This is a genomic window from Methylobacterium sp. UNC300MFChir4.1 (genome assembly GCF_900110155.1).
Classification (GTDB): Bacteria; Pseudomonadota; Alphaproteobacteria; order Rhizobiales; family Beijerinckiaceae; genus Methylobacterium.
This window is the reverse complement of record NZ_FOCS01000023.1, coordinates 69,344-93,378: the sequence shown is the minus strand read 5'-3', so window position 1 is coordinate 93,378 and position 24,035 is coordinate 69,344. Positions and strand designations below refer to the sequence as shown.

Below are 24,035 nucleotides of genomic sequence, written 5' to 3'. Positions count from 1 at the left end.
AGCCCGGTGGGCGACCGGACGGCCTGGATCCTCGACGACGCGCTGCACCCGGTGCCGGTGGGGGTGGTGGGCGAGCTCTACATCGGCGGCACCGGCCTCGCCCGCGGCTATCTCGGACGCCCCGGCCTGACCGCCGAGCGCTTCGTGCCCGACCCGTTCGGAAGGCCCGGCGCGCGCCTCTACCGCACCGGAGACCGCGCCGCCCGCCGCCCCGACGGCGCCCTCGACTACGGCGGACGCGCCGACGAGCAGGTCAAGATCCGCGGCCAGCGCGTCGAGCCCGGCGAGGTCGCCGCCGCCCTGCGCGCGCAACCCGGCATCGCCCAGGCCGCCGTCCTCGCCCGCCGCAGACCCGACGGCCCCGCGCGGCTCGTGGCCTACGCGGTGCCGGTGCTGGGCGCGCACCCCGACCCGCAGGAGCTGCGCCGCGCCCTGGCCCGCGACCTGCCCGAGGCCCTGGTGCCGGCCGCGATCGTCCTGCTCGACGCCCTGCCGCTCTCGGCGAGCGGCAAGCTCGACGCCCGCGCCCTGCCCGAGCCCGACGCGGACGTGTCCGCCCGGGACGCCGACCCGCCGCGCACGGCGACCGAGCGGCGCCTCGCCGATCTCTGGGCCGCGGTGCTCGGCCTGCCCGGCCCCGACGCCGTCGCCCGCTCCGACACCTTCTTCGAGCGCGGCGGCGATTCCATCCTCGTCATGAAGCTCGTCGCCGCCGTCCAGGAGAGCCTGGGACCGCGCCTGCCGCTGCGCGCGGTCTTCGATCACCCGACGCTGGCGGATCTGGCCGCCCGGATCGACGCGGACGGCAGCACCGGCAGCACCGGCGGGGCCGGGGCGGCCGACCTCACCGACATGGAGAGCTGGCTCGACGCGATCGAGACGGCGGCAGGAGCGACGCGGACATGACCCTTCAGGCCACGCAGATCGCGCGACGCTTCGCCCGGCTCGCGCCGGAGCAGCGCCGGGCCTTCCTCGCCAAGCTCGCCGATAACGGGATCGACTTCGCCACCCTGCCGATCGTCCCGGCGGACGGCGACAGGACGGCGCTGCCGCTCTCGGCGGCGCAGCGCGGCCTGTGGCTGACCTGGCAACGCGAGCCCCTGAGCCCGGCCTACAACCTGACCGGCATCGTCGAGATCGCCGGGACCCTCGATCCGGCGCGGCTCCAGGCCGCCGTCGACGACCTCGTGCGGCGCCACGAGCCGCTGCGCACCACCTTCGGGCTGGATCCGCAGGGCGAGCCGTGCCAGCGCGTCCACCCGGCCGCCCCGGTCCCGATCCGGGCCCGCGAGGGGCTCGACGCCGCCGGCAGCGACGCCCTCGCGGAGGCCCTGGCCCGCACGCCGTTCGATCTGGAGGCCGGCCCCCTGCTCCGCGTCGAGCTGCACCGCCTCGGGGACGGCACCGACCGGATCCTGCTCGGCCTGCACCACATCGCCGCCGACGGGCAGTCGATCCCCCTGCTGCTGCGCGACCTCGACGCCCTGTACGCGGCCCAGTCGCGGGAGGCGGGGGCCGACGGCCTGCCACCGCTGCCCGTGCAGTACGCGGATTACGCCCTCTGGCAGCACGGCCGGCTCGAGGCCGGGGAGGCCGAGCGCCAGGCCGCGTACTGGCGCTCGGAACTGGGCGCGTCCCCGGCCGAGACGCCGCTGCCCCTCGACCGGCCCCGCAACGCGGAGCGCGCCGCTTCGGGCGGGATCCACGCGTTCCGGATCCCGCCCGAAGTGAGCGAGGCCCTGCGGAGCCTCGCCCGCCGCGAGGGCGCGACGCCGTTCATGGCCGCCCTCGCGGGGTTCGCCCTGACGCTGGCGCGCTACGGCGACGGCGCGGACGTGCGCGTCGGCCTGCCGCTCGCCGACCGCGGGCGGCCCGAGACGCGCGGCATGGTCGGCCACCTGACGGGCATCGGGGTCCTGCGGGCGCGGGTCGACCCGCGCGACGGGTTCCGCGCCCATCTCCGGCAGGTGCGCGATCGGCTGCTGGCCGCCCAGGCGCACGCCGACCTGCCGTTCGACCGGATCGTCGCGGCGTCGGCGACGGAGCGCCGGCCCGGGCTCCACCCGCTGTTCCAGGTCAAGGTCACCGAGCAGGCGGCGCCCCCGCCCGACCCCCGGTTCGCCGGCCGGCCGATGCGGCTGCGTGGGCTCGACGGGGGCGACGTCCACTTCGACCTCAGCCTCGATCTCGTCGATTCCGCCGAGGGCCTGTGCGGCCGCTTGGCGTTCGCCCGCGACCTGTTCGACCCCGAGACCGTCGCGGGCCTGGCCGAGGCCTTCGCGACGCTGCTCGCCGCGGCCGTCGCCGAACCCGACCGCCCGCTCTACGCGCTGGCGAGCCCCGCCCCGGCCGCGGCGACGGACCCGGCCGCGCTCGACGGGGTCGCGCCCGACGTGGTCGCGGCCTGGCGCGCCCGTGCGGCCGAGGCACCGGAGGCGCCCGCCCTGCGGCAGGGCCGGCGCTCCCACAGCCGGGCCGAGCTGGATGCCGCCTCGGACCGCCTCGCCGCGCGGCTGGCCGCGGACGGGGCGGGGCCGGAGACGCGGGTCGCCCTCCATCTCGGCCGCGGCCCCGAATGGGTGCTCGGCCTCCTGGCGATCCTCAAGACCGGCGCCGCCTACGTGCCGATCGATCCCGGTCTCCCGGCCGCCCGCCGGGCCGACCTCGTGGCCGAGTGCGGGGCCTGCCTCGTCCTGGGCGAGCCGGTTCCGGGCGACCGGCCCGACCGGCCGGTGATCGCGGCGCGCTTCGACCCGGCCGCGGACGCGGCGGCCCCGACCTTCGCGGCCGCGCCGCCGCATCCCGACGCGGCGGCCTACATCCTCTACACCTCGGGTTCCACGGGCCGGCCCAAGGGGGTCGTCGTGACCCGCGGCGGCCTCGCGCAGTACGTGGCCGGAATGCTCGCGCGCGTCGGCCTGCCCGCCGGCGGCCGCGTCGCGATGGCCTCGACCGTGGCGGCCGACCTGGGCAACACCGTGCTGTTCGGCGCGCTGGCCGGCGGCTCGGAACTCGACCTCCTCGACCACGAGACCGCCCTCGACCCCGACCGCTTCGCCGCGGCGGTCGGGGGGGACGCGGCCGGGGGCCGGAGGGTCGACGCCCTGAAGATCGCGCCGAGCCACCTCGGCGCCCTGCTCCAGGCGGCCGACCCCGCCGCCGCGCTGCCCGAACGGCTCCTCATCCTCGGCGGCGAGGCGCTGCGCTGGCCCCTCGTCGACCGGATCGCCGCGCTGAAGCCCGGCTGCCGGGTGGTTAACCATTACGGGCCGACCGAGGCGACGGTCGGCGCGCTGTGCCAGGAGGTCCGCGCGGGGGCGGAGCACCGTGACGGTGCGCTCGGCCCGGAGGACGGGGCCGGACGCTGGGCCGGCGGCGCGGCTATCGGGACGCCGCTCCCGGGCGTCCGCGCGCGCGTGCTCGACGGATTCCTCGCACCGGTGCCGCCGGGCGCGACGGGGGAGCTCTACCTCGGCGGGCCGCAGGTCGCGCGGGGCTATCTCGACCGGCCGGGCCTCACCGCCGAGCGGTTCGTTCCGGACCCGCACGCCGGCCCCGGGGCGCGCCTCTATCGGACCGGCGACCGCGTCCGGCTTCTCCGCGACGGCAGCCTCGCCTTCGTGGGCCGGGCCGACGACCAGGTGAAGATCCGGGGCCACCGGGTCGAGCCCGGCGAGGCGGCCGCGGCCCTGCGCGACCTTCCGGGAATCCGCGACGCCGCCGTCATCGCGCTCGCCGAACCGGAGGCCGACGGGGCGGAGGGCCCGCGCCTCGCCGGCTACGTCGTGGCCGACCCGGACCTCGACCTCGCCGCGGTCGGCGCCCGACTCGCGGAGCGCCTGCCGCCGGCCCTCGTGCCGACGAGCCTGACCCGGCTCGACGCGCTGCCCCTGACCCCCAACGGCAAGCTCGACCGGCGCGCCCTGGCGTCGCTGGAGGTGGCGCGCGGGACGGACGGGAAGGATCCGCCCCGGGACGGGACGGAGCGGGCGCTCGCTGCCCTCTGGGCCGACCTCCTCGGCCTGGATCCGTCCGCGATCGGCCGCCACGACGCCTTCGCCGACCTCGGCGGCGACTCGATCCTGAGCCTGAAGATGCTCGCGCGCATCCGCCGGCAGGGCGTCGCGGGGGGCAAGACCCTCACCCTCGCCCAGATCCTCGGCGCGAAGAGCCTCGCCGACCTCGCCGAACGCGTCGCGCCGGCGGCTCCGCGCGGGCCGGAGATCGTCTATCTCCGCCGCGAGGGCGGACGGATTCCGCTTTTCTGCGTCCCCGGCCTGATCGCCAACGCGACCGAGTTCGCCGCGCTGGCCGCGCGGCTCGGCCCGGAGCGGCCGGTCCACGGCTTCGTCAGCCACGTCTACACGGAGGCGCGCTGGCAGGGGTACGACGTGCCCGCGCTGAGCGGCGCCTACGCGGAGTGCGTCGCCGCGCACGCGCCGGGCGGCCGGTGCGCGCTGGTCGGTTGGTCGTCCGGCGGCGACCTCGCCTATGAGACCGCGCGCCGTCTCGACGGGCGCGTGCGCGTCCACTTCCTGGGCCTCGTGGACGTGTTCGAGTCGGTGCCCTTCGCGGCGCCGCGGGCTCTGGACGCGGAGGCGCGGGCGCTGGCCGCGCGGCGGCGCGCGGACTGGCTGGACGGCTCGCGGATGGCCGAGCAGTGGCGCGGGCTGATCGCCCGCATGGACGCGGACGAGCGGGAGGCGCTCGACGCCTACCTCATCGACAACCCGGAGCTGCCCGCGGACGGGCCCGACCTGACGGCGCGCGAGTTCGAGCTGTGGGCTCTCCTGGACAAGCGCGTGCGGGCCAAGCGCCACGCCTTCGCGCCGCTGGCGCGGCCCGTGCACGTCTTCCAGGCCGCGGATTCGCTGACGCGACCGGAGCGCCTGCGCGACTGGAGCGCGCTGGCGCCGGTCGCGGACCTGAGGATCATTCCCGGCGCGCGGCACCTGGACATCCTCCGGAGCACCGCGTTCCAGGACGCGTTCGCCGAGGCCCTCGACGCGGCCGAAGCCTGATCCGGGCGCGGGCCCTTCCGCGAGGGCCCGCGTCGATCCCGACAGGACGGCGCCGATCTCTGCTCCCGCGCGCGGGACGAGGGGCCGCAGCGGCGGCGGGGACCCGGAGCGCGCGGTGCGTCCGGTCCGCGGCGGGCGCAGGGATGCGTCGGATCAGGGACCGCGCGCCGATCCGGCCGGGGCCGACGCTGGCGGGTCACGGCGGCCGTCCGACGCGGATGCCCGGGCGCGGTCCCGCCGCGTCCGGACCCGCCGCCCCGCGTGGGGGCGACCGCCGGCGAGAGGCTCACCACCGGTATGTGAGGGTCCCGAACACGTTGCGCGGCTCGCTGTACCGGCAGCCATTCACCGTGACGCAGGTGACGTAGGAATGGTCGAGGACGTTGCGGGCGTTGATCTGGGCGCGCCATCCCTTGAGGCTCGGGTCGGCGACGCCGAAATCGTAGAGCGCCACGAGGTCGAACAGAGTCGCCGCGCGCGAGTCGAAGGTCGCGCCCGAGATGTTCGAGCTGCCGACGTAGCGCACGCCGCCGCCGAGCCGCAGGCCCGGGATCCCGAATAGGCCCATGTCGTAGGTGCCGAACACGCCGGCTTGGTTGTAAGGCACGAGGTCGAGGCGCTGGTTGAAGTTCGCCGCGACCGTGGTCCGCGTCTGCCGGGCATCGGTGTACGAGTAGGAGGCGACCGCCTCCAGCGGGCCGAAATTCGTCCGCGCCTCGGCCTCGAAGCCCTGCGAGCGGACCTGCCCGGCCTGCGTGCTGAAGACCGGGTTGACCGGGTCCGCCACCAGCGCGTTCGTCTGGTTGATCCGGTAGAACGCGGCGCTGAGCAGGGTGTCGGCGCCCGGGACCTCCCAGCGCAGGCCGCCCTCGTACTGCTCGCCGAGCGACGGCTGGAAGGGATTGCCGTTCCGGTCGGTGACCGCGAAGGTCTGGAAGGACTGGCTGTAGGAGACGTAGGGCGCCAGCCCGTAATCGCCGAGATAGAGCAGGCCGAGCCGCCCGCTGAAGGCGCTGTCGTTCTGATCGAGCTGCGCGCCGGTGCGGTAGGTGAGGACCTGCGTGCGCGCGAAGTCCTGGCGGCCGCCGGCCAGGAAGACGAAGCGGTCGAACCTGACCTGATCCTGGACGTAGATACCGACTTGGTCGAGCAGGCTCTTCGAGCCGGTGTTGATCGCGTAATTGATCCGCGGGTAGGTCAGGCCGTAGACCGGGGCGTAGACGCTCAGATTGCCGACGGTGCCGTTGGTGTAGCGCTCCGAGTTCAGGAAGCTGCGGTAGTAGTCGATGCCGGTCAGCAGCGTGTGCGCGGTCGGGCCGATGACGAACTTCGTCTCGAGCGAGGTGTCCGACGCCACGCCCGTCGCGTTCTCATTGCGCATGCTGACGCCGCGCGTCGCGACCTGCCGGTTCGCCAGCAGGGATGTCGGGGTCAGGTAGTCCCAGTCGACCCCCGATTGGTAGTAGCGCAGGGCGTGGCGCAGCCGGACCGAGTCCGAGAAGGCGTGGTCGATCTGGTAGCCGATCGCGCCCGACCGGGAATCGTACCGGTCGAAGGCGGGCTCGCCGTAGAACCGGTCGATGGCGAAGCGGGGGAACCGGCCGTTGGGCAGCAGCGTGCCGACCGCCGAGAGCGGCGGCTGGAAGCGCGTGTGGATCTCCTGATAGTAGCCGAGCAGCGTGACGGAGGTCGCCGTCGACGGCCGCCACGTGATCGCGGGCGCGATGTAGCGCTTGTCGTCGGGCGTGTACGCGAGATAGCTGTCGCTGTTCCGGATCAGCCCGGTCAGCCGGTAGGACCACGCGCCGTCGTCGGTGAGCGGTCCGGTGAAATCGCCCGACACTTCCTTGCGATTGTACTGGCCGAAGCTGACATTCATCTCGTTGAACGGCGTCTGGAGCGGATGCTTGCTGACGGCGTTGACGATGCCGCCGGGCGAGAGCTGGCCGTACAGGATCGACGCCGCGCCCTTGAGGACCTCCAGACGCTCCAGCCCGTACGGCTCCTGCGTCCCGTCATAGACGCCCGATTGCAGCTTCAGACCGTCGCGCAGCAGCCCCGAATTGCCCGCCTCGACGGTGAAGCCGCGGATCGTGAAACCGTCCGAGACCTTGGCGAAGCCGCCCACGGCCTGGCTGCTCAGGCCGGGCGTGTAGGCCAGGGCCTCGGCCAGCGTCGAGGCCCCCTCGTCGCGAATCTGGCGGGCGCCCACGACGTTGATCGTCTGCGGCGTCTCGATGATCGGCGTGTCCGTCTTCGTGCCGGACGCGCTCGCCTTGGCGACGTAACCGTTGACCGGCCCGGTCGCCGTGTTGGGCGACAATCCTCCCTGTCCGACAACCTGGATCTCGTCGAGGGTGACAGCAGTCTGCCCGCCGCTCACCGGCTGCGCGGCCAATTCGTCGGCGGGCAGCGAGATACCGACGGCCGCCGACAGCAGGAGCGGCCCCCAATACGGGAGGCGCTTCTGTGGTCGATCGGACGGAGCGGGAGCGAAATCGACGCACATGCAGGCAACTCTTGGGCGCTGCAGCCGCCGCGGTCGGATTCGGCTGCGAGACCTCCATCTGCGCGGCCGCCGCACAGGAACGCAATAGGTCAAGCTCGCCTGTGAGCCTATAACGGCAGTTCAGTTGCAGATCAGAGACAAAATCAACATGTAATAATTCTAATTTGCGAGATTTCCCCGGGCCGCTCCGTCGGGACGAGTCGCGTGAGATCGGCGGAAAAGAGTTGCACGCAACCGCTCTACTGCGATGTGCTAGTCCTCGTAGGACAACCCGGCAGGGATGGCGGGATCGACGTGATCCGTGACGCGGGCGCGGGGGCCCGCCGAACGTCGCCCGGCTCGGGGCCCGGCTGGGCGCCCGCTCTCAGACGGCCCAGTCCGCCGCCAGTGCGGCGGCCGCGTACCGGGCGCGCGCCGCGGCGTCGCGCGGGAGCCCGGCGCGCTCGCACCACTCCGCGAAGATCTCCGGCTCGACCGGCACGCGCACGACCTCGACGCCGCTGCGCTGCACCTCCCGTTCCATCTGCTCCGTGGCGACGCGCCAGGTCTCGTAGTCGGGGGGCAGCTTGGCGCCGTCCGCGAGGCTGTTGCGCAGGGCTGGGTACTGCTCCGGGGTGTACCAGGGCAGTCCGACGCGGCGGGGGCGGTCCATCTGGGCTCTTCGAACGGTCACGCTGAACGACCGTCAACGGTCATGGGCGGCCTCTGGTTCGAACCCGCATCGCGATCAGGCCGCGGCGGCCTCGCCCCTCACCGTCTCGGGCTTCCGCGTGCGGCTCGGCCGGCGCCGAGGTCCGGGATGTCCAGATCGAGGAGCGCGGCGCCGAGGCTCTTGCCGTGCGCGTCGAGGGCCAGGGAGCGGGTGACGCCGCCGCCGAGCGCGCCCGTGAGCACGAAGTTCAGCGCCCCGAGCTTCGGCAACGCGTAGCGGGTCACGTCGCCGGTCACGATCCCGCGGAAATGCGCCCGCACCCGCTCGGCCGTGACGTGCGCCGCGAGGTGCTCGTAATCGGCCGCGTCGTAGGCGATCAGCGCGATGTTCGAGGTGTTGCCCTTGTCGCCCGTGCGGGCATGGGCGAGCGCGCGCAGCTTCATCCTCGGGTCTCCCGGCTCTCAGGCTTCGACGACGTGCACGCGCGGCCGGGCGAGGGCGGCCGGGACGAGGACCGACTGCACCGCCACCACCTCGCGGGCCGATTTCCAGGCGCCGCCGCCGCCGGCCGGGCCGTTGGTGTAGAGCGTCTCGACCTCGTTGCCGATCCGCACGGCCTCGGCGTGGGTCTCGGTCCGCCCGGCGACCCGCAGGCGGACCTCGTAGGGCTCCCGCCCGCCCGACAGCGCCGCGCCGTGGAGCGCGTCGACGCCGATCAGGTCGCAGCGCAGCTCGGTCGTCGCCACGCCGGTGAGGGCGAGGCGCTCGCGCACCACCGACAGGGCGAGCCGGCCGCGGGCCAGGGCGCCGGGCCCGGCGTAGGAGATCTGCCCCTCGCCGATATAGGAATCCACGTACCCGACCGAGACCTTCAAGAGGCCCGTCGCCGGCGCGCCCGTCGCGCCGCGCACCCGGACGCGGTCGGGGCCGACCTGCTCCATCTCGACCTCGGAGAAGTCGCCGACCACGTCCGGCTGGATGTAGCGCGCCGGGTCGTGCACCTCGTAGAGCAGCTGCTCCTTGCAGGTGGCGAGGCTGATCCGGCCGCCCGAGCCCGCGACCTTCGTGATCTCGACCGTGCCGTCCTCGGCCACGATCCCGATGGGGAAGCCGAGGCGCGCGAGGTCCGGTACGTCCTTGCAGCCCGGATCGGCGAAGTAGCCGCCGGTGATCTGGCCGGCGCATTCGAGGAGGTGGCCCGCGAGGGTGCCGCGGCCCAGGCGCTCCCAGTCGTCCATCGCCCAGCCGAAGGCGTGCACCAGGGGGGCCAGGAACAGGGCCGGGTCGCCGACGCGGCCGGTGATGACCACGTCGGCGCCGTCCGCGAGGGCGGCCACGATCGGCGCCGCGCCGAGATAGGCGTTCGCCGAGACGACGCGGTTGCCGAGGCCGGCGACCGGCTCGCCGCTCTCCTCCAGGACGAAGGCGCCCGCCCGCACCGCGTCGAGCAGGTCGTCGCCGGTCACCGCGGCGATCCGCAGGCCGGCGAGGCCCAGCTCCCGCGCGAGCGCCCCGGCCTTCCGGGCGGCGGCGACCGGGTTGGCCGCGCCCATGTTGGTGACGATGCGGATGCCGCGGGCCCGGCACGGCCCGAGCACGGCCCGCAGGCGCGCCTCCAGCAGCGGATCGTAGCCGCCCTCGGGGTCGCGCAGCTTCGCCTGCTGCGCCAGCGCGATGGTGCGCTCGGCGAGGCACTCGAACACGAGGTAGTCGAGGTCGCCGCGCTCGGCGAGTTCGACGGCGGGCTCGATGCGGTCCCCGGCATAGCCGGCGCCGGCGCCGAGGCGGACGGTTCTCATGGCGCGCTCTCCGCTGTCTGAGGGAGTCAAAGGGGGATCAGATGGGGAAGACGCCGAGGACGACGCAGGCGAGGGTCATCACCACCGAGGCCGCCAGCAGGAACGGGAAGGTGAATCTCTGGTGGTCGGCGAGGTCGATCCCGGTCAGGCCGCAGACCAGGAAGGTCGCGGGCGTCAGCGGGCTGACGGGGAAGCCCGTCGTCATCTGGCCGAGCAGCGCCCCCTGGGCGACCTGGACCGGCGGGACGCCGAGCTGGTGGGCCACCTCCGCCACCACCGGCAGGACGCCGAAGTAGAACGAGTCCGGGTCGAACAGCATCGACAGGGGCATCGACACGAGGCCGAGCCCGAACGGGATGTGGCGCCCCATCTCGGGAGGCACGAAGGTGACGGCCGTCTGGGCCATGGCCCTGAGCATGCCGGTGCCCTGCATGATCCCGGTGAACACGCCGGCGGCGAGGAGGATCGAGGCCATCAGGATCGCGGCCCTGGCGTGTGCGTCGACGCGCTGCCGCTGGGCGTCGACCTGCGGGTAGTTGATGACCAGCGCGAGCGCCGTGCCGAGCATGAACATCAGCGCCGGCGGCACCTTCTCGGCCAGGAACACCATCGTCCCGAGGACCGCGGCCGTGAGGACGATGTTGATCCAGAAGCGGTCGGGCCGGCGCAGGGCCCGCTCCGCGTCGCTGAGGGTCCGGGCGGTCGTGGCCGGGCCGGGCGCGGACCCCGCGGACCCCGTCGTCCCGGGGACGAGGGCCAGACGGCGCTCCTCCCGCAGGCCGAGCCAGTACGAGGCGGCGAAGATGAAGACGAGCCCGACCGCCTGTACCGGCACGAGGGGCGAGAAGATCTCGGGGATCGGCAGCTTGAGGGCCGCGGAGGCGCGGATCATCGGCCCGGTCCAGGGCAGGAAATTCACCCCCGCCGCCATCGAGGCGGCGCAGGCCAGGACGCGCCGGTCGATGCCGACGCGGTCGTAGAGCGGCAGCATCGCCGGGATGGTGATCAGGAACGTCACCGCGCCCGACCCGTCGAGGTGGATCAGCAGCGCCAGCAGGGTGGTGCCGGGCACGATCCGGGTGGGGCGGGTGCCGACCCGGGCGAGGATCCGGTCGATGATCGGGTCGAGCATCCCGGCATCGCTGACGATGCCGAAGAACAGGATCGCGAACACGAACATGCCGACGACGCCCGCGAGGCTCCGCAGGCCGGCGAGGACGAACTTGCCGGTGTCGAATCCGAACCCGCCGATCAGGGCGGCCGCGACCGGGATGACGATCAGCGCCACGAGGGGCGACATCCGCTTGGTCAGGATGGCGGCGAGCAGCAGCGCGATCGTGCACAGGCCGAGCAGGGCCAGCATCCGTTCCTCCCGTTGGCGCCGGCGTGGTTCGGACCCGCGCCTGTATCGGGTCAGGAAACGGCGGACGGCTTCATGACACAATTGAAAAGATCGGATTGCAGCGATAGCCTGAGATTATGGATCTCAACCTGCGGCAGGTGCGGGCCTTCGTGTCCGTCGTCCAGGTCGGCAGCTTCACCCGCGCGGCCGCCCTGCTGAACCTGTCGCAGCCCGCCCTGACGGTTCAGATCCAGCGCCTGGAGGAGATGCTCGACGCGCGGCTCCTCGACCGGACCAGCCGCACCGTCGCGCCGACGCGGCTCGGCCGCGAGCTGCTGCCCGTGTTCGAGCGGGTGCTGCGCGACCTCGACGCCGTGGTGGTCGACACCCGCGACCTCGCGGCACGGCGCCACGGGGTCGTGCGCGTCGCGACGCTACCGTCCTTCGCGGCGAGCGTGCTGTCCGACGCGATCGTCCGCTTCCGCGCCGAGCACCCCGCCGTGACGTTTCGGATCAAGGACGTCATCGCGCAGCGGGTGCTCGACCTCGTGCGCGAGGAGGAGGCGGATCTCGGCATCGTCGGCGGCGACGTCCGCGATCCGGAGATCGGCGTCCTGCACCGGACGCGCGACGCCCTGCACGTGATCTATCCCGCCGATCATCCGATCGGCGCGCTGCCCCGGGTCACGATCGCGGCGCTCGCCGAGCACCCCCTGATCCTGATGGACCCGGCCACGAGCGTGCGGGCGGTGGTCGACCGCGCCTTCGTCGGCTCGGGCCGCCTGCCCCGCGTGGCCTGCGAGGCCACCTACATGATGACCGCTGTCAGCATGGTCCGGGCCGGCCTCGGCCTGACGATCCTCCCGGGCGCGGCGCGGGAGATCCGGGCCGAGCCCCTGCTCCGTTCGCGGCCGATCGACGACCCGCTGTTCGAGCGTCCGGTCTGCCTGATCAAGAAGGCCGGGCGGACGATGCCGCCTGCGGCCGAGGCGTTCTGCCGGTTGGTGGCGGACCGGCTCGCGGATCCGGGCGGGACGGCCGCCGGCGCCGCGCCGGGCCCCTGACCGGTCGGCCTGATCGTCCGGCCGGATCCTCAGGCCCGGTGCCGCACGACGCCGTCCATCATGGTCAGGGCGACCTTGGTCCGGTGGATCTCGTGCGGATCGATCGTCAGGATGTTGCGGTCGAGGACGATCAGATCGGCGCGCTTGCCCACCTCCACCGACCCGATCCTGTCGTCCATGCGGAGCTGGTAGGCGGCGCCCATCGTGTTGGCGTGGATCGCCTCCGCGACGGTCAAGCGTTCGTCGGCGGGGCTCAGCACGGGCGCGTCCGGCCGGCCGACCAGCTGCCGCGTCACGCCGACCTGGATCGACGTGAGGGGCTCGTAGGTCGAGACGTAGCCGGCCGCCGGCCAGTCCGTGCCGAAGGAGACCCGCCCGCCCTGCTTCAGGATCGTCCTGGTCCGGTACATCCGGCTGGCGCGGTGCGCGCCGTAGCGCGCCATCATGTTCTGCAGCGTGTCGGGATCGGCCGACGACCAGTTGGCCGAGAACTGCGCGGTCACGCCGAGCCGGGCGAAGCGGGGCGCGTCGCTGTCCTCGACATAGACCAAGTGGGCGATGGCGTGCCGCCGGTCGCGGGCCGGGTTGTTCGCCACGGCCTTCTCGATCGCGTCGAGGGCGACGCGGGCGGTCCGCTCGCCGCAGGCGTGGACGTGGACGTCGAAGCCCGCCGCGTCGACCGCGCCGACGAGGTCGTGCCACTGCGCCTCGGTGAAGGGCGACCCTCCGGTCGAGTCGGGCAGATCGGCGTAGGGCTCGATCAGCCACGCCGTGTAGCCGCCCTGCGAGCCGTCGCCGACGATCTTCACGATGTCGACGTGCACGAGCTCGCCGGAGACCTGCCGACGCACGGCGTTGAACTGCTCGACCGTGTCGTCGATCGGCAGCGACTTCACCGAGTAGGAGGCGGAGACGCGGAACGGCAGCGTGCCGCGCTTCTCGGCCTCCACGTAGAGCGCGATGATGGCGGCCTGATCGCTGCCGACGGGCGGGACGCCCGCGTCGAAGACCGTGGTGATGCCGGCGGCCGCGGCCTTGGGCAGCCAGCCCTCCAGCAGGCTGCCCATGGCGGCGACGCTGATGGGTTCCACGGCGTTGACCAGCCCGAGGACCGCGTTGACCTCGAGCACGTAGCCCGTGGGGTCGCCCTTCTGGTCGCGCGCGTAGTAGCTGAAGCGCGGGATCGGGTCGGGCGTGTCCCGGTCGACGCCGGCCATCGCCAGCGCCTTGGAATTGGCCCACAGGCTGTGCCCGTCGATGGCGAAGAAGAAGGCCGGCCGGTCCGGCAGGATGGCGTCGAGTTCGGCCCGGTTGGGGCCCTCCGGGGGAAACATGTCGACGCGCCACCCGAAGCCGCGGATCGGCCCGGTCGGATGCGCCTTCGCGTAGGACTCGATGGCCGCGAGGACCTGGGCGAGGTTCTCGCGCTGCAGGTCGACCCCGGACGTCAGGAACGCGCCGAGGAAGGGGTGGGTGTGGCCCTCGACGAAGCCGGGCATCAGCAGCCGGCCCTGGAGATCCACCATCTGCGTGGCCGGGCCGGCCAGCGCCAGCGCGCCGGCCGCGTCACCGACATGGACGATGGTGTTGCCGCGCACCGCGACCGCCTCGGCCCAGGGGGCCGGCCCCGCCACCGTGTAGACGGGGCCGTTGTGGAACACGACGTCGGCGGGCCCCGCGGCGGCCGCGCGACCGCTCCCCGGTTCGGCGCGGGCGCCCGTCGGGACGAGGTCCAGCGCGAGCGCCGTCGCGGTGATGGCCGCGCCCGACCGCAGCACCGCGCGCCGATTGACGGCGCGCCCGCCCCCGAAGGCCTGGAAATGGGGCGCCCAGTCACACGCGACGCACATGCGAGGCTCCCTGTTCCCGGATCCGATCCCGACGGGACCCGATCCCGCTCTTGTAAATACTTAGCTAATATTTATTAGCGATCGACTAAGATCTGACCGGATAGATTTTGCCCGATGATCGTGCGATCGGATCGGACCGACCGGGCCGGCAGCCGAACCGGTCCGCCAAGCGATCGCTCCGAGCGCAGTCGGGACTCTATCGGCCAGTCGGATTACGGTGGATAGTGGAGCCATCCGGCTCACAACTGGACGAAGGCGGTTTCGGGAGGCGACGGATACTGCCAAGCTGTTTCACGCGCGCTCGACGACGGGAGGTACGATGACCCGAACCCTCTTCCGCTCCGCGGGCCTGGCCCTGCTGAGCCTGGCCGTCCCGGCCACCCTCGCGGCCCAGGGCCTGGCGCCCGACCAGACCGGCACGGGTGGCGGCCCGGCCACGACGATCACGGCGCCGAACACCAACAGCCTCGGCGTGACCAAACCCCCCGGCACGTCCCTCGGCCCGGGCGAGGTGCCGCCGCGCGCCGTGCAGGAGCACGAGCGCGCCCGGCTCAACAAGATCGAGCGCAGCATCTGCGACGGCTGCAACTGAGCGCGGGCGGGGCGGCCCGATCCCCGGGCCGACCGGCGCGCCGAGGCCCCACGCGGGCGGCGGTCCCGGTCGTTGTGCACCGTTCCGGAATATAGATCCGGGAGACAGACGCTCCGGCGGGGCAGCCGCGCCATGCCCCCTCTGCCGTGCGGGAGAGGGGCCCGCACCGCGGACGGCACGGGCTCGGCGATCCCCCCGTCGCGCCTCGATCGGGCGCAGCTCTAGGCGGCCCGGACCTCGTCCAGGAAGCTGCGGACGGCCCGGCTGAGCCCGTCGGACCGGACCGCGAGGGTGCGCGCGGCGTCGAGAACCTGCGTCGCGGCCGATCCGGTCTCGCCGGCCCCCTCGCGCACCGATCCGATATGGCCCGTGACCTGCCGGGTCCCGTGCGCGGCCGCCTGGACGTTCCGCGCGATCTCGCGCGTGGCCGCGCCCTGCTCCTCGATCGCCGAGGCGATGTGGGTGGCGATGCCCGACATGTCGTCGATCGTGCGGCTCACGCCCTGGACCGCCTCCACCGCGCCCCGCGTGGCGGACTGGATCGCGCCGATCCGGGCGGAGATCTCCTGGGTCGCCCGGGCCGTCTGCTCGGCCAGCGTCTTGACCTCGGCGGCCACCACCGCGAAGCCGCGGCCGGCCTCGCCGGCGCGCGCCGCCTCGATGGTGGCGTTGAGGGCGAGCAGGTTGGTCTGGCTCGCCACGCCCGAGATCAGGCCGGCCGCCGCGCCGATCCGGTCGGCGCTGTCGGACAGCTCCCGGATGATGGTGCCGGTCTCCTGCGCGCGCGCGATGGCCGAGGCGGCGATCTCGACCGAATGGGTCACCTGCCCGCTGATCTCCTGCACGGAGGCCGCCATCTCCTCGGTCGCGCTCGCGACCTGCTGGACGTTACCGGAGGTCTGCTCGGCGGCGACCGAGACGCTCGCCGCGAGGGTGTTGGTCTGCGCGGCGATCTCGGTCATCGAGGCGGCGGTCGCCTCCATCTCGGTGGCGGCGGCGGTCAGCTCGTCCGTGAGCGCCCCGGCCTCCCGCTCGAAACCGCGGGTGATGCGGTCGAGCAGCTCGGCGCGGCGCATCTTGGCGGCGTCGGCCTCGGCCTGGAGGGCGGCCAGCCGCCGCGCCTCGATCCCCGAATCCTTGAAGACCTGCACGGCGTCGGCGATCTGGCCGATCTCGTTCCGCTCGCCCTGGTGCGGGATCGCGACCGCGAGGTCCCCGGCCGCCAGCCGCCGCATCGGTTCCAGCACGGCGCGGACACTGGCGGCGATGCTCCGCACGATCAGCGCGCCGAGCGCGGTCGCGAGCACGAGGGCGATGGCGCCGATCGCCAGCATGAGCCGCTTCGCGCCGGAGGCGGCGGCCGCTCCCTGGGCGATCGCCGTCTCGCCGCTGGCGTTGTTGAGCGCCACGATCTCCTCGAGCGCCTGGGAGGCCGCCTTGATGTGGGGGCGGACGCCGACCAAGCTCTCGCGCAGCGCCAGATCCTTGCGGCCCGTCCGCGAGTATTCCAGCACGGCGGGGATCGCCGCGAGGTAGCTCTTCCATTCCCGGTCGAACACGTCGAAGAGCGCGCGCTCCTTCGGACCGTCGATCAGCGGCGCGTAGTTGCGCATCGCGGCGGCCACCGCCTCCGTCTTCTTCGCCAGGGCCGCCTCCTCGGCCCGCATGTGGGCGGCCTCGGGATAGAGGATGTGGTTCACGACGCTGACGCGCACGTCGATCACGTTGCCGCGCAGCTCGCCGGCGTAGCGCACGCTGGGCAGGGTGCCGTTGCCGAGGCGGACCTGGTCCTCGGCGAGATCGCCGACGGCGTGCAGGCCCACGCCGCCGACGAGGAGCAGACAGACGATGAGCAGCCCGAGTGCTCCGACCAGCCGGTACTGGATCGAGAGTTTCGCGAACCAAGCTTTCATTGTCCGAGCGCAGCTCCAGAGCGAGACCGCCAAGATGGAAGCGCGACGATAAGATTCCGTTACGGGATCTGTTGCTGATGCTCTCACAAACAGATCGCCCAAATCAATTTTCAGTTGAACTTTTCGCGCCCATCATTTTGTCTGTCCGCGCATCGTCACTGCTGAACGAGATCTGACGCAGAGTGCGCGGCTGTCCTCCGCGGATGGGAGCGGCTCGCTGCGGCGCCGCGCGGGCCCGCGCACGGCCGGGAACGGGTCGCCCTCGGCGCGTCGGGCGCGGCGTCACAGGGGATAGCGCATGGCCACGTTGCAGCGGGCATAGCGCCGGCCGAACCGGTCCATGATCTCCGGGTCGTGCCGGAACCCGACCTTCTCGTACAGGTGCACGGCGGCCGCGCACTTGGTGTTGGTCAGCAGGTAGAGCGTCTCGATCTCCATGGCCGCGGCGCGGGCCAGCACCGCCCGCAGCAGGTGCTCGCCGGCCTTGCGGCCCCGGGCCCGCGCGGACACGGCCATCTTGGTCAGCTCGTAGCAGCCCGCCTCCGTCCGCATCAGCGCGCAGGTGCCGACGATCCCGAGATCCGCCGACTCAACGAACAGGATGAGCCCGCCGCGGTCCAGGATCTCGCCGCGGGGATCGGACAGGATCCGGCGGTCGTTCTCCTCCAGCGCGAACATCGCCTCGATCCACTCGGCGTTGATGTCGCGGAAGCGGTCCGCCAGCGCGTCCGTGTAGTCCCGGATCGTCAGGCCCGTCGCGGCGTCGCCGGCCGCGCCGTCCTGGCGGATGCGGGCCGCGAACGGGACGGCGTCGAGCCTGCGCTCCAGGGCGGCGACCTGGTCCAGCAGGGGGCCCGACAGGCCGGCACACAGGCTCGCGACGGCCCTGTCGACGCGCGGCCAGAGCGCGTCCTTGGCGCGCGCCATCAGGGCCTTGCCCGCACCGCTGAGCGACAGCGCCTTCTGGCGAAGGTCCGCGTCCGACCGCGCCTCTTCGAGCAAGCCGAGCGCGACGAGGCTCGCCGCCGTGCGCGTGGCCGCCGGCTGGCTGACGCCGAGGGCGGCGGCGGCGTCGCCGATGGTCAGCGGCCCGTAGCGGTCGATGGCGGCGAGGAGCGGGAACTGGGCCGGCTGGATGCCGAGCCCCTCGTCCCGCAGGATCCGGGCGGCGTCGGCCTGGAAGCGGTCGGCGAGGCGCTTGAGGCGGCTGCCCAGGAACAGCGGCCCGAGTTCGTCGAGGATGTCTGCCGGCATGTCGGTCCTCCCGACACGATTTATATAATGCGTTATGTTTCTCGCAAGCCCCGATGGCCCGAAGGTTGGCGCGTCGCGGCACTGCCGCGATGGAACGATGGCCTCGGGGTACAGACCGTCGCCCCGCGGGAGCGGGTCGCGTCAGATCGTAGATTGTGTCCCGTGCGCACTGGTCGATCGCGCAACGTAAGGTAAAATCACTCAACCCTCGCTCATCGGTCCCGCCGTGAACGTCGTACCCCGTTCCCTCTTCACGACGGATGCCCTGCCGGAGCGCGACCGCTTCGCCGCGTGGCGCGCGCTGTTCGCAGCCCACGACCTCGATGCCGATCCGCACGGCTTCTCGGGCCGGATCGAGACGACGCTGATCGGCCCGATGGCCCTGCGCGTCATGAGCGCCGCACCGCAGGGGCCGGCCCGGTCCCGCTCCCGGATCCGGCGCGACGGTCAGGACGGGTTCGTCCTGCACCTCAGCCGGCACGCCTACAGCGTCGAGACCGAACGGGGCGTGGCGGAGGTTCCGGCGGGCGCGGTCAGCCTCAACGACCTGTCGCAGCCGTACCGCCGCAGCCGGGTGCCGGAGACGGACTCGCTGATCCTGGCCGTCCCGCGCGCCTCCATCGCCACCGTGCTGCCGGACGAGGACGCGATGCACGGGCTGATCCTGACCGGCGGCGCGGGCCGCCTGCTCGCCGACCATATCCGGAGCCTGGCCGCGCATAGCGGCGCGATCACCGCGACCGACGCCGCCCCGATCGCGCAGGCCACGCTCCACATGGTCGCGGCCTGCGCGCGCCCGAGCCTGGAGGGAGCGGCCCGCGCGGCCGCGCCGCTCGAGGCCGCCCGGCTCAGGGCCGCGAAGCGGTTCATCCGCGGCCAGCTCGACACGCCGCCCCGGATCGACGCGATCGCGCGGGCGCTCGGCATATCGCGCTCCCAGCTCTACCGCCTGTTCGAGCCGGAAGGCGGGGTGGCGCGTTACCGCGCGCGGCAGCGCCTCGCGGCCGTGCGGGCCGCCCTCGACAATCCGCTGGAGCCGCGGTCGATCGGCGCGATCGGGGAGGCCTACGGCTTCGGGAGCGGCGCCCAGCTCAGTCGCGCGTTCCGGGAGACCTACGGCCTGACCCCGCGCGACTACCGGGTCTCGCGCAGCGGCGGCTGACGCGACCGGGACGCCGGGACGAAGTCCGTCGCGGCGTGGGTCTGCCGCGAGGGGGTCGGGACCCGCGTGTCGTCGTGGCGCTGGCGGTCAGAACCGCCCGGCGATCGTCAGGCGCACGGCCGTGGGCTCCACCGGGTGGAAGACGCGGTCGATCAGCCCCTCGGCGGGCTCGCCCGGAAGGCGCGAGACGTAGGCGTAGGTGATCTGGTCGGCCTTGCTGTTCGTCAGATTGAGCACGTCCAGCGAGACGCTCACCCCGGTGTCGAACAGGTAGCCGATGCGGCCGTTGAGCAGGGCGGTCGCCCGGGAGCGGATCGCGTTGTCCTCGATGAGCGGGCGCGGCCCGAAATAGCGGACCCGCAGGCTCCCGAACCAGCCGAGGGGCTCGCCGAAGGTCACGCCCGCCGACGCGATGGTCGTGGGGGCCTCCGGCACCCGGTTGCCCGCCGGGTCGTAGCTGGAGAACCGGGCGTTGGTGATCGTCAGATCCCCGTCCAGGGACAGCCACGGCGTCACCGCGTAGCGGTTCGTCCACTCGACGCCGAACCGGCGGGTCGGGCGGCTCGGCTCCGTGGTGCCGGTGTCGCCCTGGAAGATGTTCTCCGAGGCGAAGTCGAGCCGGAACAGGGCGAGGCTCGTCTCCAGCCCGGCGATCGAGCGGTTGCGCAGGCCCAGCTCGTAGCCCGTTGAGGGCACCAAGAAGGGCGACCGGGTGATGTTGAACAGGGGGCTCGCGGGATCGACCGTGGCGGTGACGCCGCGCGCGTCGTTCGAGTGGAAGCCGCCGCCGTAATTCACGTAGATCTCGGTGTCGGACCACGGTCCGAGCACGAGGCCGAGCTTCGGGTTGACGATGCCGTCGGTGGCCCGTCCCGAGTTCGCCGGCGTGTCCGAGCGGACGTCGGCATAGTAGCCGTCCGCCCGCACGCCGACGCTCGTGCGCAGCCACTCGGTCCAGCGCACCCGCGTGTCGAGGTAGAGGGCGCCGCTCGATTCCAGCACGCGGTCGTCGAGCACGGTCGAGCGGTACTGGCGGAAGGTGGTGTTGAACAGGCCGACGCGGATCGAGTCCGTCCGCGTCTGGGCGCCGACCTCGACCTCCAGCGGCCGGCCGAACAGGTCGCCCTGGAAGATGTGCAGCACCTCGCCGCCGCCGAGGACGCGCTGGTCGAGCTGGTGGAACTGGTCGCCGCCGACGGGATCGTTGAGGAAGTAGGTGAAGTCGTTGAACAGGTTCATCTGGTAGCGGATCACGTAGGCCGAGGCCCGGGTGATGCCGGTGTCGTCCGTCGCGCTGAACCGCCCCGACAGGGAGAAGCGGGCGGTGTCGCCGCCATCCGTGGGGTTGAGGGTGCCGTAGCGGCCGATCAGCCCCGCGCCGACGGCCCGCTCCGGGATCTGGTTGGTGGCCGTCCAGCGGGACGCGTAGGCCATGCCGGTGACCGCGAACCCGTCCAGCGCCGTGCCCTGGCTGTAGCGGGCGACGCCGTTGAGCTTGCGCAGCGCGTCCGGGACGGTCCACGGCCCGTCGTAGACCTGCGCCTCGCCGGCCACCAGCAGGGTGCCCTCGCCCAGCGGGGCCGAGGCGATCGACAGGGCCCGCTTGTAGCCGAAGCTGCCGATCGAGGTCAGCGCGAGATTCTCCCGCACGGTGTCGAGATAGTCGATGCGCACCGAGCCCGCGGAGGCGAAGTCGCCGTCGCGCACGAAGTACGGCCCCTTGTGGTACTCCACCGCGCCGACGAGTTCGGGGATGAGGAAGTTGAGGTCGGCGTAGCCCTGGCCGTGGGCGTGGGTGCGCATGTTGACCGGCATGCCGTCGACGCTGATGGCGATGTCGGTCCCGTGGTCGAGGTTGAAGCCGCGCAGGAAGTACTGGTTGGCCTTCCCCTCCCCGCTGTGCTGGGTGACGATCAGGCCCGGCACTGCCTCCAGCACCTCGCCGGGCCGCGTGACCGGGCGGGCGTTGAGGACCGCCCCGCCGATGAGGCCGGCGCTGGCCGCGTCGACGCTCAGCAGGGCGCCGCCGATCCCGGTGACGCCGCCGACATAGCCCGCGCTGGCGCCGGGCCCGTCCGTCGCGGGGATGACTGGAGGCGCCGCGGGGACCACCGAGATCTCGGACAGGGTGACGGCCGACGGTGTCGGGGCGCCCTCAGGCGCCGCCCAGCCGCGCCCGGCGGTCGCGACGACGAGGCCGCCCGCGGCGAGCAGCCGGGTCACGGCGCGGAGGCCGGGGGCGGCAGGCCGGTGGCGGCAGACAGGACGGGAAGTCGGGCGGGAAGTCGGGCGTGACACCGGCAGACCGGGCGAGGCGTGGCGATCCCCGGACTCTCGCACGCCGCCCGTATGATAAATATACGAAAAAGTCATACGGGCGGATTAGGCCGGCCGTGTTGCGCGTGGGGCGCAGCCGACGGGGCGCAGCCGACGGGGCGCTGGATCGCGGGCGGGGGGGCCTCACGCCGGGCCGTCGTCGCCGTGGCCCGGATGGGTGCGGGCGTCGTCACCCTCCGGGATGAGGTGCAGGTGACCGTAGCGGACGCCGCGCTGCGTGACGACGGCGTCGGCGTAGCTCTGCATCCGGGCCACCGGCCCGCGCAGGACCGCCACCTCGAGGCACGCGTCGTGGGTCAGGTGCACGTGCAGGCTGGCGATCGAGACGCCGTGCTCATGCCCCTCGCCGGTCAGCCGGCGGGCCAGGTCGCGGGTGCCGTGGCTGTAGACGTAGCTCAGGGCCCCGTAGCAGGCCGCCGATCCCCCGGTCTCCGCGGCGCGGACCGGCGCCAGGGCGTCGCGGACGATGTCGCGCACCGCCTCCGAGCGGCTGCCGTAGCCGCGCCGCGCGCAGAGGTCGTCGACCGCCGTCAGCAGGGCGTCGTCGATGGTGATGGTGATGCGCTGCATGCCCGTCCTGCCGCTCCCGGGGCCTTCTGGTACGGGGACGCGGGGCCCGTGAACAGCCGCCGGGCTCGCATCGCCCGGCGCGGCAGAAAAAGAGCCCCGAGGGCCGCGCCTCGAGGCTCAAGTTCTGGGTCTCGGGGACATGTCCAGCGTGCGCTTGGGATGGACCGCGCTGGAACGCCTGGGCCGAAGGATCAAGGGCGTGAAAATCGACGACACAGGCGCGACCGGCTGGCATGCCGGCCGAACCATTCTGCACAGATACAGTCGACGCGCATCCGATATATGTCAGGCCTCGGGAATTATTTTGAATTAATTCGCCGCACTGGGTTCAATATACCAGTTCAATTTTATCATATCGGCTCCCGATCTCCCGGTACCGGCATGCCGGGCCGGGCCTGATCCCGCCGCGCGTGCCCCGCGATCGAGAGCCCGGCGGCTTTCGCGGGGCCGCGGGACGCTCCGCCGCGCCGCGCGATCGTGCGGACCGCGAGCAGGATGAGGGCGGCGAGGGCCAGCATCGCGCCGTCGAAGGCGAGGAAGACCGGCTCGACCGGCGCGTCGCCGCCGAGCCGGAGCGCGACGAGGCGCCCGACATCCGCGGCCGCGACGGCACCGTACAACGCGGCCGCCGCCGTCAGCGTCTCCGGCCAGACCCGCCCGGCCGGGCGCAGGAGCGCCGCCACGGCGACGAGCAGCCAGACGGCGAAGAAGGCCCCGACCTCCCACTCCGCCCGCGCGGGCAGCGCGGCGGGGAGCAGCCGGTTGGCCAGGAAATAGGCGGCGACGGCCGCGGGCAGGCCGGCGATCGTCGCGACGTTCAGGCCCTGGACGAGGCGCAGGCCGAAGCCCCGGGGCGCGTCCCCCTTGGGCAGGCGCGCCACCGCCCAGAGCAGCAGCCCGGTCGCCACCATGGCGCTGCCGGCGAGGCCGCACAGGAAGAACAGCACCCGCAGGGCCGGGCCGGCGAAGTGCGCCTCGTGCAGGCCGACCATCGCGGTGAACGTCTTGGTCGCCGGCCGCAGACCGCCCGCGCGCACCTCCAGGACCGCGCCCGTCACGCCGTCGAAGGCGATCTGCGGGTGCTCGTGGGAGAGGCCGTGCGGCTCCTCGAACACCGCCACCACGGTGGCGCGCGCGTCCGCCGGGTTGACCACCGTGATCCGCTCCAGGGGTTCCGGCCGCATCGCCAGGGCGCGGACCACCAGCGGCCCGACCGGCACGAGCGTGCTGGGCTGGCCGGCGGGCGAGCGCGGCGCGGTGATCTGGCCGGACTCGGCGAAGTAGCGCTGGCTGTCGCCGCGATAGGCCGTGTTCAGGCCCCAGGGCACGTACATCACCATGAGGGTGACGAGCCCGGTATAGGTGATCATCAGGTGGAACGGCAGGGCGAGCACGCCCGTGACGTTGTGCGCGTCGAGCCAGCCCCGCTGGGCAGACTTGTCCCGCCGGAAGGTGAAGAAGTCGGCGAAGATGCGCCGGTGGGTGACGATCCCCGAGATCAGCGCCACCAGCATGATCATCGCGCAGGCGCCGACGATCCAGCGGCCCCAGAGCGGCGGCAGGTTCAGCTCGAAGTGGAAGCGGTAGAGGAAGTCGCCGCCGCGCGTCGCCCGCACCGCCGCCGGCGCGCCGCTGTCGGGATCCAGGAGGACGTGGCCGGGCGGCCGGCCCGGGCCGGTCCGCCAGAACAGCTCCAGCACCGGCCGGTCCGGCCGCGGCAGCGCGAGGAACCACGTCCGCGCGCCGCCCGCATGGGCCTGTAGGTGGGCGACGCCGCGCTCGGCCGCCGCCGCGAGCTCCGCCGGCCCGAAGGTCCGGTCGGTGCGGAGCTCGGGCCGCATCCACTGCGAGATCTCGGGCCGGTAGTAGCTCGCCGTGCCCGTCACGAAGACGGCGAACAGCACCCAGCCGACGACGAGGCCCGACCAGGCGTGGAGCCACGCCATCGACTGCCGGAAGGTCTTGCCCAC

The 24,035-nt window shown here is 73.2% G+C and carries 16 protein-coding genes; 5 read left to right on the top strand and 11 right to left on the bottom strand.

Translation table 11 applies throughout. The annotated features are described in order from the left end of the window. Positions 1 to 906, top strand: a 906-nt coding sequence (locus BMY19_RS24525) for a phosphopantetheine-binding protein (RefSeq protein WP_139215690.1), incomplete at its 5' end; no start/stop codon positions are given. Next, a complete protein-coding gene (locus BMY19_RS24520) occupies positions 903 to 5,021 on the top strand; it encodes a non-ribosomal peptide synthetase (protein WP_100253228.1) in 4,119 nt (1,372 codons plus the stop codon). The genes BMY19_RS24525 and BMY19_RS24520, both read left to right, overlap by 4 nt. Positions 5,022 to 5,307: 286 nt before the next feature. On the opposite strand, the gene BMY19_RS24515 is transcribed toward BMY19_RS24520, so the two are convergent. The 5 genes from BMY19_RS24515 to BMY19_RS24495 form a co-directional block, all read right to left on the bottom strand. Continuing rightward, entirely contained in the window at positions 5,308 to 7,530 is a 2,223-nt protein-coding gene (locus BMY19_RS24515) for a TonB-dependent siderophore receptor (RefSeq protein ID WP_244535004.1), read from the bottom strand. Positions 7,531 to 7,894: 364 nt separating this feature from the next. Beyond that, positions 7,895 to 8,182: a hypothetical protein gene (locus BMY19_RS24510; protein ID WP_100253226.1), complete on the bottom strand. Its 288-nt coding sequence runs from the start codon at positions 8,180 to 8,182 to the stop codon at positions 7,895 to 7,897. 98 nt (positions 8,183 to 8,280) lie between these two features. After that, on the bottom strand, positions 8,281 to 8,625 hold the full coding sequence (locus tag BMY19_RS24505) for an AtuA-related protein (RefSeq protein WP_091980715.1): 345 nt from the start codon (positions 8,623 to 8,625) through the stop codon (positions 8,281 to 8,283). Between the two features lie 18 nt (positions 8,626 to 8,643). Next, positions 8,644 to 9,981, bottom strand: a complete 1,338-nt coding sequence (locus BMY19_RS24500; protein ID WP_100253225.1) for an acyclic terpene utilization AtuA family protein — start codon at positions 9,979 to 9,981, stop codon at positions 8,644 to 8,646. 37 nt (positions 9,982 to 10,018) lie between these two features. Then, positions 10,019 to 11,344: a CitMHS family transporter gene (locus BMY19_RS24495; RefSeq protein WP_100253224.1), complete on the bottom strand. Its 1,326-nt coding sequence runs from the start codon at positions 11,342 to 11,344 to the stop codon at positions 10,019 to 10,021. Between the two features lie 116 nt (positions 11,345 to 11,460). Here BMY19_RS24495 and BMY19_RS24490 point away from each other — a divergent pair, with 116 nt between their 5' ends. After that, a complete protein-coding gene (locus BMY19_RS24490) occupies positions 11,461 to 12,387 on the top strand; it encodes a LysR family transcriptional regulator (protein WP_056533477.1) in 927 nt (308 codons plus the stop codon). A 29-nt stretch (positions 12,388 to 12,416) separates the two neighbouring features. Here BMY19_RS24490 and BMY19_RS24485 read toward each other — a convergent pair whose 3' ends face one another. After that, positions 12,417 to 14,237, bottom strand: a complete 1,821-nt coding sequence (locus tag BMY19_RS24485; RefSeq protein ID WP_170863031.1) for an amidohydrolase — start codon at positions 14,235 to 14,237, stop codon at positions 12,417 to 12,419. Between the two features lie 319 nt (positions 14,238 to 14,556). Here BMY19_RS24485 and BMY19_RS24480 point away from each other — a divergent pair, with 319 nt between their 5' ends. Then, the gene (locus BMY19_RS24480; RefSeq protein WP_020094328.1) at positions 14,557 to 14,829 is read left to right on the top strand and encodes a hypothetical protein; all 273 of its coding nucleotides are present in this window, start codon (positions 14,557 to 14,559) and stop codon (positions 14,827 to 14,829) included. Between the two features lie 221 nt (positions 14,830 to 15,050). On the opposite strand, the gene BMY19_RS24475 is transcribed toward BMY19_RS24480, so the two are convergent. Continuing rightward, positions 15,051 to 16,742 carry a methyl-accepting chemotaxis protein gene (locus tag BMY19_RS24475; RefSeq protein WP_100253223.1) on the bottom strand — a complete coding sequence of 564 codons (1,692 nt, stop codon included), beginning with the start codon at positions 16,740 to 16,742 and terminating at the stop codon, positions 15,051 to 15,053. Positions 16,743 to 17,024: 282 nt separating this feature from the next. Next, complete coding sequence (locus BMY19_RS24470) at positions 17,025 to 17,996, bottom strand: bifunctional helix-turn-helix transcriptional regulator/GNAT family N-acetyltransferase (RefSeq protein ID WP_091927673.1); 972 nt, start codon at positions 17,994 to 17,996, stop codon at positions 17,025 to 17,027. Positions 17,997 to 18,222: 226 nt separating this feature from the next. Here BMY19_RS24470 and BMY19_RS24465 point away from each other — a divergent pair, with 226 nt between their 5' ends. Continuing rightward, a complete protein-coding gene (locus BMY19_RS24465) occupies positions 18,223 to 19,158 on the top strand; it encodes a helix-turn-helix domain-containing protein (protein ID WP_056533482.1) in 936 nt (311 codons plus the stop codon). 87 nt (positions 19,159 to 19,245) lie between these two features. On the opposite strand, the gene BMY19_RS24460 is transcribed toward BMY19_RS24465, so the two are convergent. The 3 genes from BMY19_RS24460 to BMY19_RS24450 form a co-directional block, all read right to left on the bottom strand. After that, on the bottom strand, positions 19,246 to 21,270 hold the full coding sequence (locus BMY19_RS24460; RefSeq protein WP_244535005.1) for a TonB-dependent receptor: 2,025 nt from the start codon (positions 21,268 to 21,270) through the stop codon (positions 19,246 to 19,248). Positions 21,271 to 21,618: 348 nt separating this feature from the next. Further along, complete coding sequence (gene nikR / locus BMY19_RS24455; RefSeq protein ID WP_100253222.1) at positions 21,619 to 22,065, bottom strand: nickel-responsive transcriptional regulator NikR; 447 nt, start codon at positions 22,063 to 22,065, stop codon at positions 21,619 to 21,621. A gap of 350 nt (positions 22,066 to 22,415) precedes the next feature. Then, entirely contained in the window at positions 22,416 to 24,035 is a 1,620-nt protein-coding gene (locus tag BMY19_RS24450; RefSeq protein ID WP_100253221.1) for a PepSY-associated TM helix domain-containing protein, read from the bottom strand.

Excerpts from the sequence above, each read along its gene's own strand:
- nikR (WP_100253222.1), bottom strand. The coding sequence starts at position 22,065 with ATGCAGCGCATCACCATCACCATCGACGACGCCCTGCTGACGGCGGTC.
- BMY19_RS24520 (WP_100253228.1), top strand. The coding sequence starts at position 903 with ATGACCCTTCAGGCCACGCAGATCGCGCGACGCTTCGCCCGGCTCGCG.
- BMY19_RS24510 (WP_100253226.1), bottom strand. The coding sequence starts at position 8,182 with ATGGACCGCCCCCGCCGCGTCGGACTGCCCTGGTACACCCCGGAGCAG.
- BMY19_RS24495 (WP_100253224.1), bottom strand. The coding sequence starts at position 11,344 with ATGCTGGCCCTGCTCGGCCTGTGCACGATCGCGCTGCTGCTCGCCGCC.
- BMY19_RS24480 (WP_020094328.1), top strand. The coding sequence starts at position 14,557 with ATGACCCGAACCCTCTTCCGCTCCGCGGGCCTGGCCCTGCTGAGCCTG.
- BMY19_RS24475 (WP_100253223.1), bottom strand. The coding sequence starts at position 16,742 with ATGAAAGCTTGGTTCGCGAAACTCTCGATCCAGTACCGGCTGGTCGGA.
- BMY19_RS24490 (WP_056533477.1), top strand. The coding sequence starts at position 11,461 with ATGGATCTCAACCTGCGGCAGGTGCGGGCCTTCGTGTCCGTCGTCCAG.
- BMY19_RS24485 (WP_170863031.1), bottom strand. The coding sequence starts at position 14,237 with ATGTGCGTCGCGTGTGACTGGGCGCCCCATTTCCAGGCCTTCGGGGGC.
- BMY19_RS24470 (WP_091927673.1), bottom strand. The coding sequence starts at position 17,996 with ATGCCGGCAGACATCCTCGACGAACTCGGGCCGCTGTTCCTGGGCAGC.
- BMY19_RS24515 (WP_244535004.1), bottom strand. The coding sequence starts at position 7,530 with ATGTGCGTCGATTTCGCTCCCGCTCCGTCCGATCGACCACAGAAGCGC.
- BMY19_RS24500 (WP_100253225.1), bottom strand. The coding sequence starts at position 9,981 with ATGAGAACCGTCCGCCTCGGCGCCGGCGCCGGCTATGCCGGGGACCGC.
- BMY19_RS24505 (WP_091980715.1), bottom strand. The coding sequence starts at position 8,625 with ATGAAGCTGCGCGCGCTCGCCCATGCCCGCACGGGCGACAAGGGCAAC.